Below are 13,255 nucleotides of genomic sequence, written 5' to 3' on the forward strand. Positions count from 1 at the left end.
TTCGATCAGCCGGCGAAGTTGGCTCCTGTGGCGTTGCTGTTTGGGCCGCCCCAACGGCACCGGCAGTCGCCATGTCGGAGATCGCTTGACAGCGCCTATTTCGTCGTGATGAACTGATTCGACGAAATATTCACTACGTCACGGGAGGCTGTCCGTGCCGCGACCGACAATTACTGACCGGCGCAGCAAAGTCCTTGCTGTTGCCCGGGACCTTCTTGTACGCGACGGTTTCAAAGCCATGAAAATGACCACACTCGCTCAACTTGTGGGAATCGGCACGGGGGCGTTGTACCTAGAGTTTGAAAGCAAATCGTCATTGGTGGAGGAATTGCTCCGAGATGGCACAAGAGTCATGGCACAGGATGTTGCCCGTCGGCTGTCAATGGGAAAACATGACCCCACCAAGCTATCTGATGTCTACTTGGTGGGCGCCGAGGTCCTGTTCGCCGACCCGTTCTACACAGCAGCCTTTCTGGATCCTGATGGCGTGCTCGGGGACGCCGTGGCGTCAATGCACCAGGACCGCTACAAAACGCGACACGACGGCCTGCGTGACTATCTCCACGAACTATCAGAAGCGGGCCTCCTCAAGGAGGGCGTCGACCTCGAAGGCCTGGCGCTGACGATGTCGAGCTACACCATCGGACTGCTCACAGCCGCACGGATATTGGGCCCCATTTCCGCCGAGCACCTTCGAGCCAGCCTCATAACGATGGCTGATCTGCTCGGCGGCCTGGAGCGCATCCCATCGGCTCACGTTGAAGTCCCTGAGGCGTATTCCCAGATGTTAAACAGGCTTACAAAGGAGAACCTCGATGATTGAGATCGACTACACAACCTCACATCCAGCCCTGGCACCCTTCACCGTCGACCGGCCCGGATGTCGGATCCATGCGTGGGAAGCCGGGCCCGTGACCACAACCGCTGTAGTCATGCATCACGGAGCAACCGCAGATCACCGAATGTTCAATGCACAAGTGGGACCGCTCCTCGACGCCGGCTACCGCGTGATCGTCGTGGATGGCCGCGGTCACGGACAATCGCGACCAATGCTGCAGACACCCACCATCGACGACTACGCAGAGGACTATCTCGCGGTACTCGACGACCGCAACATTGATCAGGCCGTGTACGTGGGACAGTCCCTCGGCGGCTACGTGGCTCAGCACGCCATCACCCGTAACCCTGAACGATGCCGCGCCTTGGTCGTGGTGGGCAGCACTCTCATCAGCATCCCTTTGTCCCGGCTCGACGCGATGGCGCTACGCGCCACCATTCCAGTATTCCAACTTTGGCCCTGGAAAAGCCTGGTCCGCCTCACCGCAACCAGCACCGCCCGACGGACAGCCGCTCAGGCCTACATGGCTGAATGCCTTATCTCCCTTGGGAAGCGCGACTTCTTGCGCATATGGCGTGCAGTCAACACGTCCGTCTCCACGATTGGCTTCCCCCCACTGCCCAACGACCTACCCATCCTGTGGACTCATGACCAACTGAATCGCCCTGGGTTTGAAGGAGACCCGGACTATTTGATTCCGGCCAGTTGATTGCTGGTGGTTTCGTCAGCATAGATCGTGTTCTCGTACTCCACTGGTGGGACGTCTCCGAGGTAGCCGTGGAGACGCTCGTGGTTGTGCCAGTACACCCACGTCAGGGTCCCCAGCTCTACTTCCTCGACCGTTTTCCACGGGCCCTTGTGGGTGGGTCCGTAGATGAGTTCTGCCTTGTAGTAGCCATTCACCGTCTCCGCGAGGGCATTATCGAAGCTATCCCCGACGGCCCCAATTGACGGGGTGGCCCCGATCTCGGCAAGACGCTCCCCGTAGCGAATGGATGTAAATTGCGACCCCGCATCGGAGTGACACCGCAACCCGCGGTGTTGCCGGCCTCTGGACCAACGGGCCATCTCGATCGCATCAAGCACCATCGGGGTACGCATGTTCGAGGCAACACGCCACCCCACAATCATCCTCGAGTAGGCATCCGTGATGAAACACACATACGCCACCCCGGCCCACGTCGGCACGTAGGTCAGATCCGTCACCCACAACTGATTCGCCCCGGTAGCGGTGAAATCCCTCTTCACCAAGTCCGGATGCCGCACGGCCGCCGGATCCGCACGGGTGGTCCTGACCCGTCTGGACCGGGAAGCACCCTGAATGCCAGCGACCCGCATCAGCCGGGCCACTTGGTCGCGGCCAACTTCCAGCCCGGCCCGTTGGGCGGCCTTCCACAGTTTCCGGGCTCCGTAGACCTGAAAGTTGTGTTCCCACAACGCCACCAGCTGCGGCACCAACACCTCATCCCGCAGGGATCTGGCCGAGGGGACACGGTTCTTCGCCGCGTAGTACGTGCTCGGAGCCATCTGCAACACGTGGCAGATGGGCTCGACTCCGAGCCCTCGTCCCTCAACCTTGTCGTCCTTGTTCACGTCGATGAACACGACTACTTCTGCTGTTGGCGGTCGAGCTCCGCCCCGAAGAAAGTCGCTGCCCGCTTCAGGATTTCATGGGCGCGGCGCAGCTCCCGAACCTCCTGCTGGAGCTCCCTGACCCTGACTGAGTCCTGCGAAGTGACACCCGCGGTCACGCCGTCCTCAATGTCGGCTTGCTTAACCCAGGCCCGCACCGACTCGGCACCGTAGCCCAACTGCGTCGCGACCCGACCCACGGTGTTCTGGCTCGACCCCAGCTCAGCCCGCAGCGCCCTGACCATCCGCACCGCTGCAGCCTTCTCCTGCTCTGAATACCGACGCGTCGTCGTCTTACCCGCTGATCCCTCGTTCGGCATGACCCCACCCTCGTTCCAAACTCAGGAGTCTCCAAGTATCCCAGTGCGATTCAAGCACGCTCAGGTGGCGGAGTCGTCGGTGCGGGCGTTGGTGGCGCAGTTGCGCTACGAGATCGGCGTCAAACAGGGCGAGGTCGCTGTCCCGCAAACCCATCCGCCGGCGGAGGAAGCCGAGGTCGATTTCGGGGAGTTCACCGCCCGCATCGCCGGGGTAGTGATGAAGGTGTGGATGTTCGTGTTGCGCCTGTCACACTCGGGCAAGGCGGTCCATGTTGCGTATGCGAACCAGTCCCAGGAATCCTTCCTCGACGGCCACGTCCAAGCCTTCGCCCGCCTCGGTGGGGTCCCCACACGCAAGATCAGCTACGACAACCTGAAACCGGCGGTGACCCGGGTCGCGTTGGGCAGGGAACGTCTCGAGAACCCACGCTTCATCGCGATGCGCTCCCATTACGGGTTTGACTCGTTCTTCTGCATCCCCGGCATCGAGTGGGCGCATGAGAAGGGCGGGGTTGAGGGTGAAGTCGGACGGTTCCGCCGACGGCATCTGGTCCCGATGCCCGAGTTCGCGTCGTTGGCGGAGCTGAACCAGCACATGGCCAAAGCTGATGCCACCGATGACTACCGCCATATCGCCGGGCGGGCGGAGAACGTGAAAACCGCCGCCGCCCGGGAACTCCTCATCTTGCGGCCGCTGCCTGAGGCGGGCCCGTTTGATGTTGCGGCACAGCTGTCGTGCAGGGTTGATGGCAAGGCCCGGATCTGTGTCCGCCAGTCGTACTACTCGGTCCCGGCCCGCTACGCCGGCCGACGACTCCAAGTCCGTCTGGCAGCATTCACGCTCACCGCAATCGTTGACGGCACCGTCGTCGCCGAGCATGTCCGCTCGGTCCACAAGTACACCGAGACACCCTCCAACTGGATCACTACTTGGAGACCCTGGGTCGGAAACCCGGGGCCCTGCCCGGCGCCACTGCCCTGGTCCAGGCCCGGGCCGCGGGCACCTTCACCCCGATGCACCAGAAGTTTTGGGACGCAGCCCGGGCCGCCGCAGGCGATCAGAGCGGCACCAAGGCACTGATCTCGGTGTTGCTGCTGCACCGCAGCCTGCCCGTGCCGCCGTCTTCGCGTTCTCCGCCAACGTCGCAACAGTCCTGGGATTAACCTGTCTCACCACAGCACTCATCGGTCGAACGTTAGGGCCGATCAGTGGAGTTGTGTGGTTCAGCCTGCTACTGATCGCCCAAGGCCACCTCAAACTCCAACTGCTCGTAATGCCGGAATACGAGATCCCCACCCTCGAGACCGACGACATACTCCTCGTCGCCGCCATCATTACCATCAGCCTGATTGCCTACTACCTCACCGCAGCAGGCACACGAGCGCTCCTCCACCGGCTGACCCCATAGTCAAGCGCAGGAACCCGGCGCTGCCCCCGGACCACCCTCAAAGAGATTCCGAAGCCGGAGAACGACACACGGAACAGCCCCATGAAAGATCGGCCTGGCGGCCAAGTCGGATCTAGCCTGAATCCGTGGATTGACTGCCGGACGGGTCCCGGCCAAAGCGCCTCGAGGCAGGGCTCATACGGTCACCTCACCACAGCTAGTCCTGAAACGTCGATCGAAGACGCACCCCACCAAGAGGGCCGCACTCACCGCAGACACATGTTGCACGTATGACGCACGAAATCCTCCACAGAAATGATCCATCAACAAAAGTACTAGTCAAACTACATTTCAAGGGTACCGAAGAAGGGACTTGAATCCGCCGCTTTCGCGTCTTATGTCCAAGAAGGCACGCATCGACCAGGTAGCCGCCGCCGGTCAGGCAGTCTTACGGAGGTTCTTGCCCATCAGGATCTGCCTAGCGCGGTCGCTGGGGTCAATGGGGTCACCGTCAGAGCCATCGGCGAGTGCACCGGTGAGAAGTTGGTGGGCGGCTTCGGTGTTGCCTTCGTTGACCAAAATGCGCGCCAGATCCATGCAGGCAGTTTCCGATTCCGAATCCGCTGTCAGCCCAGTTTCGGCTGCTTGGCGGGCCGCGGCCAGGTTGCCTGCGTGGAGGTGGTGGGTGACGAGGATGTGGGCGACATCGCCGATGGCGCAGGTCATGTGGTGGTCGATGCGGTCTCCGTTGGCCAGCCACGCCCAGCCTGTGGGTCTGAGTTGGTCGAAGGGGCGCCCGGTCACCAAGGTAAGTGCAGTTTCGAGGTCGGCGATACCGTCGGGACCTTTGGCGTGTGCGCGGGTATTGAGCCTCCGAAACAAGTCGGCATCGATCAGGAGGTTCTCCACCAGGTAGAGGCCGATGCCGCGGGCTTCAGCCTGGGGAGATTTTTTGGCCTCGGGGATGTAGGGCTGCTTGGTCTGGGGGTTGGTTCCGACCCATTTCCGCAGGTTGGAGATGATGGTGTGTGCTCGCTCGCGGGTGATCGTGAACGCGTCGACAAGCTGGTCGTTGGTGACCCCGTCGGGGTGCGCGGCAAGGAAGGACATCGCCTCGACGTAGTAGGCCTTGGACTTGGCCGGCGGTGTGCCGTGACAGCGTGCAGTGACCGGTCCCAGCCACGTCAGTCGCGGTTGGCGGCAGCGCGGCGAGAACCAGGCTGCGACGTCGCGGTCCAGAGTGGGGTCGCTCGACAGGATCTGTTCAGCAGCCTCGGCTAGGACTTTAGGAGCGAGGAGTTGCAGGTCGACGCGGGTCACGGGGGCAACCTCCATGTACTCATCGTCGGGTGCTGGGAGGATCGGATCGTAGGCGGCCGTGTGGTTGTCGTATCGATCGACGGTGGTGCAGGGCAGGAGGTTGCCGGTCTTGTCGCTGATGGTGTCGGCCGGCTCGACTGGTTGACCGGGGTCGGTGTTGTTTGCTGCCTCAAGGAGGGCGGCACAGCCCGCGGCTTCATCCGCGGTGAGGCCCACGGGGATCAGGTTGAATCCGCACCCGATGAGCCGCCCTTGGCCGGTGAGCTCCAGGTCAGCAGCCTTTCCAGTGCAGCGGAGAAGAGCGGCACCTGTCAGGCGTGGATGGGATTCGATGAGGTGCTGCAGTTCCTGCCCGGTGGTGGTGTGGGCGGCAGAAATTGCCGCGACTGCCGGCCAGGCCTCATCCTCGAGTTGGTGGAGGCGCCCGGCGGCCGCGGTGGTGCCGGAGCGTGAAGCACGCTCCACATTGCTCGTAGCCAGTGCCGTGGCTTGCTCTTCGGTGAGGTCTAACCTGTTGGGTGCCATGGGTACGGTTTCTGCGGCGATGCCCAGGCAGGCGACGTTGACGTCGCGGGACCAGGGGTTGACGGCCAGTTCAGCCGCCACGTAGCGCAGGAAGTCATCCCGCATCACCTCATTCCCACCGACCGTGAGCGTGCCGCGATGCTCCAGATTCAGCAGCCACGCGATGCCGTCGTCGTCGACGCCGATGGTGACCAACAGCGGGTACGGGGCCGGCGCATCAGGGTTGAGGGGGCCGACCGGCTCCGGTGTGGTGTCGGGGGGCAGAGCACAGCCGCCACTCACGCGCTGCCAGGGTCCTGGCAGTTCAGTGGTGGTGTGGAGCGTGATGGTGCCATCCCGACCGACCCCGACCGCAGATACTTCAGGGACGTCCATGACGGTCCTGACAGTGGCACGCAGCACGTCATCGACACGGCCCAACAAATGGGCTGACAGCCCAGCGGCAAGGGTGGCGGTCATTTCGATGGGGGCCACGATCTTGTCGGGGATATTGATCATCAGCCCGGGTTGACGGTGCCGGAACTGGTCACTGCGTCGTCGGCGCAGCACCGCAAACACCCCAGCACCGAGGAAGAGTCCCGCCCCGGCCAACCCGGCGACCTGCCACACCGGAGACGCCCCCGACTCCCCCGACTCCCCCGACTCCCCCGACTCCCCCACACCCTCCGTGGTCTCACCCACCACCGCTGGCTCGGTGGTCGTGGGGACAGCTGGCGTGGTCGCGTCGGGTGATGGAGAGGCAAGTGGTGGTGTCGGGGGAACCGCCACCGCAGGTGGATCGTGCGTGGCTTCCTTTCCGGGTGAGCTCGTGGGGGCTACCAAACCCGGACTGGGTGGGATGTCGTCACCGGCCGGGGTAGATGTGATGGGGGTAGGTGCGGCGGGCTGGGTATCGTGCCTTGTGGGAGTGGGAGTAGGGGTAGGCGAGCCGACGGGGATGGTGAGGCGCCAGCCGTCAAGGATCAAGTCTGGGTTGGTGAGCGCACCCCCCTCGTCTTGCGGTTGGCCTTGGTTGGCGCGGTAGATCTCGGGCCACCTGCTCCCATCCCCCAGGAAGGTTTCGGCGTAGCCCCACAACGTGTCGCCAGGTCCGACGATCACCTCCCGCTGCGCGAGCGTGACCGGTGGCGGGGTGGGGGTAGACAATCCGGTAGGGACGGTGAGTTGCCAGCCATCCCGGATCAGATTCGGGTCGGTGAGGCTACCCCCATCAGCTTGGAGTAGGCCCTGGTTCCTCTGGTAAATCTCGGGCCACCTGTTCCCGTCCCCGAGGTAGGTCTCGGCGTACCCCCACAAGGTGTCACCGGGGACCACCACCACCTCGGCTTGGTTCGTCGTCGATGAATGCGGATTCTGGGTATCCGAGTCGGCGGTAGGCACGGCGGTGTCGGTGGCGACGGGCCCCGGGTCGGCGTGGGCGATCTGAGGGGTCGGGGCGTTGGGTAGCGCGATGAATAGCAGTGCCGAGGCGGCGACGAGGCGTCTGGCCATCCCTTGAGGAAGGGAGACGACCGACAGGTGCGGAGTCTGAATGCCGCGGATGGTGGCGGCGACCTCTCGCAGGATCAGCCATGCCATCATCGCCCAAACGATCCAGGCAGCGGCCCAGATCACCACGATCAGGAGACGGCCGTCATCGGGTGCGCTCAAGGCGGTAGTAAGTCGCAGCCAGGAGGGAAGGAAACCGGGCCTGGTCGCCAACCCCACAAGTACTACCGGGACGCCGGCCAGGATGGCCAGCAGGACGAGGGTGGCGGCAAGCCCTTGGAGCCGTTGAGGATTTCTCATGCTTCTTCCCCTGCGATGACGGGGATCACGGTTGCGGCGCCGTCTCCGTGGAGGGGCAGGGTGTTGATGCCGATGATTCCGAGGAATTGGCACTGGTAGGTGCCTGTGACGCTCACCCGGATCGTCCCTGCCTGGACGGTAGCGTCACCGGTGAAGTCGGAGCCGGCAACGTAGGCCTGTGCGGCTTGGGTGGCTGCGTACACATCAGGTCGAGGGCGGAGGCCGGGTTGGACCTGCAGGAACTGGCCACCGGCGCGGGCAGCTTCAGCCGCCACTGCGCGGGCGTGTTGTTCTGCAGTGGCCTGTCCGGCGAAGTCGACACCGATCCCAACGCAGATCATGAACGCCACCAAGGACATGCTGACCCACACACTGATCGCACCACGCTCACCACGACCACCCCCACTCCCCCACGCCCTGCGCGCCGGGATGGCCCTCCGGTTTGGCCTTGTGGTGCTGACCTCTGGCGATGGCATGTCATCGGCTCCGAAACGTGTCGACGGGCGAGGACCGGGTGGCACTGACCTCGGTCTGGGCCGGGAATCCCGGCAGAGACAGGTCGAAGATCACCTGGCAGGTGACTGTCACCGATACCGACGCCGGCACCCCGGGCCGGGACGCAAGACCTGCAGGGTTGACCGACACAGAATGGTCGCCGCAGCTGATGGAGGACTCCCCCAGCGACACCCCAGCCGTGATACTGGCCGCCGCAGTTGCGTCGGCGGCGGTGCGCTCCATGGAGGCGGCCCGGGCAGCGTTCGCCGCGGCCCCACCGACGGCCTGCTCGGCCAAGGCACTGCGTCCGAGAACGATCACCAGCCCGACCACGAGCAGCAACACAGGCAACAGCAGGGCGGCTTCGATCGCCACCATGAATCCCCGCTCATCGCTCCTTAACCGCATCGACAGTTGCCTTCCCTCAGTGTTGTTCGACGGGGATGTTGAGGACCTGGATCTCGGCGATCGCCAGAACTCCGGTGGCGCTCAGTTCCATGGGGATCACCCCAGATTGTCCGATGCCAACCCAGGTTATGTTCCAGCGGGTGGTGGCGGTAATCGTGTATCGGCCGTCGTGGGTGTAGCGGTATCCGCAGTCCGGGGATTCCGGGTCCTTCTCGGTGGTGGCCGGGTAGGGGGTGCCCTTGCCGCAAGTGATCGTGTCGCCGTTGCCCATGTTCCATACGACCTCAGCCACCTGCGCGGTAGCGGTCACGGTGTAACCGCCAGCCGAAGCAGACTTCGTGACCGGGCCATAGGTGGTGGCGGATGCTCCATCAACCCACATCCACGCATTCCATCCCACGACTCCGAGCGACATCGGCGACTTCTCCACCGTGTGAGGAATCGACCCAATCCTGATGGCGTGCAAATCCATCCGGGAGATTGCCGTCTGTGCCAGCACCCGCGGATCAGGTGCAGCCGCCGCGTCGGCTGTGGCAACCCAGAACTGGAACGCCGCCGCACCGGCCCCTGGGTAGCTGCATTCCATGATCACCCCACCATCCCTACCGTTGCTCAGAGGGATGAAATCTTTCGGCTGTGGCGAGGCGACCCTTACGTAGCAGGACTTGCCGCCATCCCACGAGCCAGTCGCACCGTTGCACGGCACGACCTCCATTCCGGAGCGGCACTCCCTGGTCTCCGCTCCCCCACCCGAGGCGCCACTGCGAGGATCGCTTTTCAAAGCGTTTTGGGACCCGGGTGAATCGGCAGAGAGGAGGCAGAATCCCCGGCTACTTAGTCGGACACAAGTTGTTTCGGCGGCAGCTGGTTGCATGGTCCCCAACAAGAAGCCAGTGGCGAATAGAAGTATCACCAAAAGCCGGGATTTCATTGCGGGCACCCCTTGACAGTGGTGGTCGTAAGGTCTCCGACCCTCCAGAAACCGTTCTCCTCAACGACGTCAATGGTCCAGCGAATTGTGGTTGACCCACCCTTCGGGAGGATGGACTTTTTTGTCTGCTGATCGATTACATCCATCGCTGAGTTATCGGTGCAGACGTCCGCCACTACAACTTTCCCAACGTCCCCCTGGGTCAAGGGGCCGACCGCCACGACGATCCAGCTGACATCACCGATTTGGATGGCGTTCATAGCCCGGAAGTCCGCAACCTCCTTGACGTAGATCGCTTGTGTCTGTCCCGTTGTGATGTCCGCAAGTGGCTGGAGTGGGAGCTCGGGGTTCCTCGACAGTTCGTTCGAGATGCGGAAGAACTCGTTGACGACGCTCTGGGCTGCGAGTTGATCCGCGTCCAAGGTCGCCGATGGTGTGGTACTTGGCGTAACGCTGGGACTGGGCGACTTGATAGGGCTGGTCGACGCCGTCGGCGTGGTCGCCACGATAGTCGGTGTGGTGGTGGGGTCAGGGTCGGTGGTGCTGCAGGCGGTGAGGGCTCCCAGTCCGAGCGCCAGGGTGGTGACGGCGGTGATGGCGGTTCTCATGGAGGGTGCTCCTGCCGGTTGGGTTTTCAGGATTGGGTGATGCGTTGGGTGGGGGCTTGGGCGGTTTTGGTGATGGTGTGGTGGAAGCCGGGGATGACGGTGAGGGCGATTCCGGTGACGCTTGCGGTGGTCGCGGTGGCTCCGCGGTTGATGGTGACGTGGATGGAGGTGAGGGATCCGTTGTCGGCCGCAGTGGTGGCGGCTGTGTTGCCGGGGGCGGTGGTGGAGTTGAGGGCGGCGGTGATGCGGGCGGCGTCTTGGGCGGCGGCCAGTGCGGTGGCATTGGCCCAGGAGACCATGGCCCATTGCAGCGTGAGTAGCAGGACCGCGAAGACCAGGGGAAAGAGCAGTGTGAGCTGGATGGTGTTGCTCATCCCCCGCTCCCCGTGGGGGCGGGGGTTAGGTGGGGAGGTTGGCGCGGACATAGGCGGTGATGACGAAAATGACCAGGGTGGCGATGGCCACGGCGCCGCCGAGGAGGACAGCGTTCTCGACGGACTGGGACAGGCCCCGCTCATCCCTTCGTCTGGTTGCGGGCGGGGTGAGGAGTGCTGTCAGGAGGGTGGTAATGGTGGACATGTCGTGTGACTCCTTGCTGGGTTTTAGGTGATCATGCGTAGGAATGCGGGTGTGATGAGGGTGATGGCCAAGACGATGACCAGTAGGCCGACGGGGATGGCGATGCGTTCGCCTGTGCGGTTGGCGGCGGCGATGTGGTTGGTCAGGAGGGCGTTGCGCATGGTGGCGGCCCTGGCTCTGAGTGAGGTGTAGATCTGGGTGCCGTCGGCGCCGGCCAGGCGCATGATGTCGGCCAGATCAGCCAGGTCGGTGAGGTTGAGTTCGTTGCCGAGGTCTTCGAGTGCGTCCCAGGGGTTGTGGCCGGTGTATTCGGTGCGTTTCAGGGTGGCTGAGATGCGTTGGAAGGCCCAGGAGTCGCCGATGTCGGCGGCTCGTTGCAGTGCCTGGGGTACCCCGGAGCCGGATAGGCGCTCGAGGGCAACCATTTCGACGAATGCTCCAAGCGCGTAGGAGAACTCGGCGCGGGCGAGGCGGGCTTTGTCTTTGACTTCGGCGCCGGGCATCAGCCACATCACCGCACCGAGCCCGATGGATCCGATCACAGGGATCGCGAACGGAACACCCACGCCGAGTGCCATGGCGGCGAGCGTGAGGAGGGGGCCGATGATGAGGCCGATGGTGGCGGCGATGATTTTGGATCCGTAGAAGGAGGTGCGGGTGCGTTGCAGGATTGCCAGATCATGCTCGGGCGGTGTCCCCCACACCCCCGCTGGGAGGTGTTTCTGTGCCCAGGACCCGACTCGTGTTTCGGTGTCGGGTCGGTGGGTTGGGCCGGTGGTGGTGATCTGAACGGTGAGGGGGCGCAGGCGGGCGATGGCGTCGCCAAGGTGGGTGGGGGCTGGTGCGAGCCGCAATACCAGCAGGCTGATGCCGCCGGCGAGCATGGCGCCGGAGAGGATGGCGAGTTGGAGCCCGGTCATCATGGCCGCACCCCGGTTTCGGGTGTGGTGGTGGTGCCGATGAAGCGTGGGATGGGTTGGTCTTTGGTCATGCGTGACATCCACCACAAGACAAGGGCCCACGCGGACAGATAGGCGGTCAGCAACACCTGCCCGATCGGGGTGGTGTAGGGGGCGACGTAGTCCCCGGACAGGGCCAGCCCTGCCAGGAGGACGGCGGTGATGGCGGTGATGATGCGGGCGGCGGTGCGGGGTTTCTGCTGCTCGGCATCCACCGCGCGGCGGGCTCTGACTTCGGCGTCGACGGAAGCGGCCATGTCGGTCATCACCGATGCCAGGCCGGGGCCTCGGCGCTGCGATGCGAGCAGGAGTGTGGCGACGAACAGGTCGGCGGTGGCGTCGTCGAAGTCCTCGGCAAAAGCCCGCAACGCACGGCTGATGTCGAAGTTGGCGCGGATCCTGGCGGCCAGCTTCCCCACTTCAGGTTCGATGGCTTTCGGGGTGGAGCGGGACGCCTGGAGGATCGCCTGCTCAATTCCGCGTCCGGCACCCAGCACCCCGGCGATACCGCGGGCGAACTCCGCCAACCCGTCGAGGCGGGCAATCACGGACCGGGTGCGGTGCCGCACAACCCGGTCCCCCACCACCACAGCGGCGGGGATGGCGACGATGGCGATCAGCCAGCCGGTGGTGGCTGCGATGGCGGTGCCGGCGGCGGCCCCTGCCAGCAGCAACGCTCTGGTTCTGGCCTTGACCCCCCACACCCTGCGGGGGCGCTTCGCTGTGGGTGGTTCGGGTTGGAAAGCCCACATGCCGGTGACGATCCCGGCTGCGACGAGGGCCCCGGCCAGTGCTGCAACAAGCATCATGGTGTTGCCCCCTGCTCGGCGTTGAAGGCGTCGAGGTCGAAGCCGTGGCGGGTCAGGTCTTGGAGCCGGGTGGGCATCTGCTGTGCGGTGGCGTAACGGGCTCCAGATTGGGTGGTGAAGAGGGTGGTGGTGGCGTAGCCCTTGGCCTGTTCACCGGCCTCGACGGCGATGATTTCGGAGACCCAGCGGTGTTTGCGCCACGACCCGTCAGGCAGGGGTTGGGTTTCGACCTGGAGTTGGATGATGATGTCGATGTCTTCGGCGATGACGTTGAGGGCGTAGTCGCGGGTGATGTTGGCTCCGGCCTGGGTGGCGCAGGTGACCAGTTTACGGATGGCACCTTCGGCGGTTTTCGCGTGGGTGGTCGACATTGACCCGGATCCTGATTGCATGCACTTGAACATGGTCACGACCTCGTCGCCACGAACTTCCCCGACGATGGTGTAGGCGAGGTTCGCCCGCAACGAGTCTTCCAGGGCGTCGCGGACTGTGTACTCGCCGGCCCGGCGTCCGGTCGGGCCTAGTTCACCGGTGCCGGGGTTGGCCTGCCACTCGTGAACCACCTGATGGTGGCCGGTATCGCGCAGGAACAGCTCGAACTCGGTTTCGATGGTGCCGATCTGCACATGGGCAGGTAACTCGTGGGCAAGTGCCC

15 protein-coding genes and 1 other annotated feature are annotated in these 13,255 nt (G+C 64.0%); of the genes, 4 read left to right on the top strand and 11 right to left on the bottom strand.

From position 1 onward, the window contains the following. Positions 1-154 precede the first annotated feature (154 nt). Positions 155-823: a TetR/AcrR family transcriptional regulator gene (locus EAX62_RS15510; RefSeq protein ID WP_147454138.1), complete on the top strand. Its 669-nt coding sequence runs from the start codon at positions 155-157 to the stop codon at positions 821-823. Between the two features lie 88 nt (positions 824-911). Further along, the gene (locus EAX62_RS15515) at positions 912-1,547 is read left to right on the top strand and encodes an alpha/beta fold hydrolase (protein ID WP_158600704.1); all 636 of its coding nucleotides are present in this window, start codon (positions 912-914) and stop codon (positions 1,545-1,547) included. Here the strand turns inward: EAX62_RS15515 and EAX62_RS15520 are convergent. Next, a protein-coding gene (locus tag EAX62_RS15520; protein ID WP_233558005.1) for an IS3 family transposase occupies positions 1,526-2,790 on the bottom strand; the annotation gives its coding sequence in 2 pieces (ribosomal slippage) (positions 1,526-2,487 and positions 2,487-2,790; 1,266 coding nt in all). The genes EAX62_RS15515 and EAX62_RS15520 overlap by 22 nt on opposite strands. Next, positions 2,357-2,491, bottom strand: a sequence feature (AL1L pseudoknot). It overlaps the preceding gene by 135 nt. A 43-nt stretch (positions 2,791-2,833) precedes the next feature. Between EAX62_RS15520 and istA the strand changes: the two genes are divergently transcribed. Next, entirely contained in the window at positions 2,834-3,871 is a 1,038-nt protein-coding gene (istA, locus tag EAX62_RS15525; protein WP_199711332.1) for an IS21 family transposase, read from the top strand. Between the two features lie 136 nt (positions 3,872-4,007). Further along, the gene (locus EAX62_RS15530) at positions 4,008-4,199 is read left to right on the top strand and encodes a hypothetical protein (RefSeq protein ID WP_121902638.1); all 192 of its coding nucleotides are present in this window, start codon (positions 4,008-4,010) and stop codon (positions 4,197-4,199) included. A 417-nt stretch (positions 4,200-4,616) separates the two neighbouring features. Here the strand turns inward: EAX62_RS15530 and EAX62_RS15535 are convergent, their stop codons facing one another. The 10 genes from EAX62_RS15535 to EAX62_RS15580 form a co-directional block, all read right to left on the bottom strand. Then, a complete protein-coding gene (locus EAX62_RS15535) occupies positions 4,617-7,811 on the bottom strand; it encodes a tetratricopeptide repeat protein (protein WP_121902639.1) in 3,195 nt (1,064 codons plus the stop codon). Next, positions 7,808-8,161 carry a pilus assembly protein gene (locus EAX62_RS15540; protein ID WP_147454139.1) on the bottom strand — a complete coding sequence of 118 codons (354 nt, stop codon included), beginning with the start codon at positions 8,159-8,161 and terminating at the stop codon, positions 7,808-7,810. The genes EAX62_RS15535 and EAX62_RS15540 overlap by 4 nt, the downstream gene beginning before the upstream one ends. A 127-nt stretch (positions 8,162-8,288) precedes the next feature. Further along, positions 8,289-8,684, bottom strand: a complete 396-nt coding sequence (locus EAX62_RS15545) for a TadE/TadG family type IV pilus assembly protein (protein WP_158600705.1) — start codon at positions 8,682-8,684, stop codon at positions 8,289-8,291. Positions 8,685-8,730: 46 nt separating this feature from the next. Then, the gene (locus EAX62_RS15550; protein WP_147454140.1) at positions 8,731-9,300 is read right to left on the bottom strand and encodes a hypothetical protein; all 570 of its coding nucleotides are present in this window, start codon (positions 9,298-9,300) and stop codon (positions 8,731-8,733) included. Between the two features lie 341 nt (positions 9,301-9,641). Next, entirely contained in the window at positions 9,642-10,253 is a 612-nt protein-coding gene (locus tag EAX62_RS15555; RefSeq protein WP_121902643.1) for a hypothetical protein, read from the bottom strand. Positions 10,254-10,279: 26 nt separating this feature from the next. After that, positions 10,280-10,627 carry a TadE/TadG family type IV pilus assembly protein gene (locus EAX62_RS15560; protein ID WP_158600706.1) on the bottom strand — a complete coding sequence of 116 codons (348 nt, stop codon included), beginning with the start codon at positions 10,625-10,627 and terminating at the stop codon, positions 10,280-10,282. 25 nt (positions 10,628-10,652) lie between these two features. Continuing rightward, positions 10,653-10,832 (bottom strand): hypothetical protein, encoded by a 180-nt coding sequence (locus EAX62_RS15565; protein WP_121902645.1) that lies wholly within the window; start codon positions 10,830-10,832, stop codon positions 10,653-10,655. 23 nt (positions 10,833-10,855) lie between these two features. Further along, positions 10,856-11,755, bottom strand: a complete 900-nt coding sequence (locus EAX62_RS15570) for a type II secretion system F family protein (RefSeq protein ID WP_121902646.1) — start codon at positions 11,753-11,755, stop codon at positions 10,856-10,858. After that, entirely contained in the window at positions 11,752-12,600 is an 849-nt protein-coding gene (locus tag EAX62_RS15575) for a type II secretion system F family protein (RefSeq protein ID WP_121902647.1), read from the bottom strand. The genes EAX62_RS15570 and EAX62_RS15575 overlap by 4 nt, the downstream gene beginning before the upstream one ends. Next, on the bottom strand, positions 12,597-13,255 hold a 659-nt coding region (locus EAX62_RS15580), incomplete at its 5' end, for an ATPase, T2SS/T4P/T4SS family (protein ID WP_199711333.1). The genes EAX62_RS15575 and EAX62_RS15580, both read right to left, overlap by 4 nt.

It is taken from the genome of Tessaracoccus antarcticus (genome assembly GCF_003688855.1).
GTDB lineage: Bacteria > Actinomycetota > Actinomycetes > Propionibacteriales > Propionibacteriaceae > Arachnia > Arachnia antarctica.

Bases quoted from the DNA above. Each gene is read 5' to 3' on its own strand.
- EAX62_RS15550 (WP_147454140.1), bottom strand. From the start codon at position 9,300: ATGGAATGCAGCTACCCAGGGGCCGGTGCGGCGGCGTTCCAGTTCTGG.
- EAX62_RS15565 (WP_121902645.1), bottom strand. From the start codon at position 10,832: ATGTCCACCATTACCACCCTCCTGACAGCACTCCTCACCCCGCCCGCA.
- EAX62_RS15575 (WP_121902647.1), bottom strand. From the start codon at position 12,600: ATGATGCTTGTTGCAGCACTGGCCGGGGCCCTCGTCGCAGCCGGGATC.
- EAX62_RS15555 (WP_121902643.1), bottom strand. From the start codon at position 10,253: ATGAGAACCGCCATCACCGCCGTCACCACCCTGGCGCTCGGACTGGGA.
- EAX62_RS15535 (WP_121902639.1), bottom strand. From the start codon at position 7,811: ATGAGAAATCCTCAACGGCTCCAAGGGCTTGCCGCCACCCTCGTCCTG.
- EAX62_RS15570 (WP_121902646.1), bottom strand. From the start codon at position 11,755: ATGATGACCGGGCTCCAACTCGCCATCCTCTCCGGCGCCATGCTCGCC.
- EAX62_RS15560 (WP_158600706.1), bottom strand. From the start codon at position 10,627: ATGAGCAACACCATCCAGCTCACACTGCTCTTTCCCCTGGTCTTCGCG.
- EAX62_RS15545 (WP_158600705.1), bottom strand. From the start codon at position 8,684: ATGGTGGCGATCGAAGCCGCCCTGCTGTTGCCTGTGTTGCTGCTCGTG.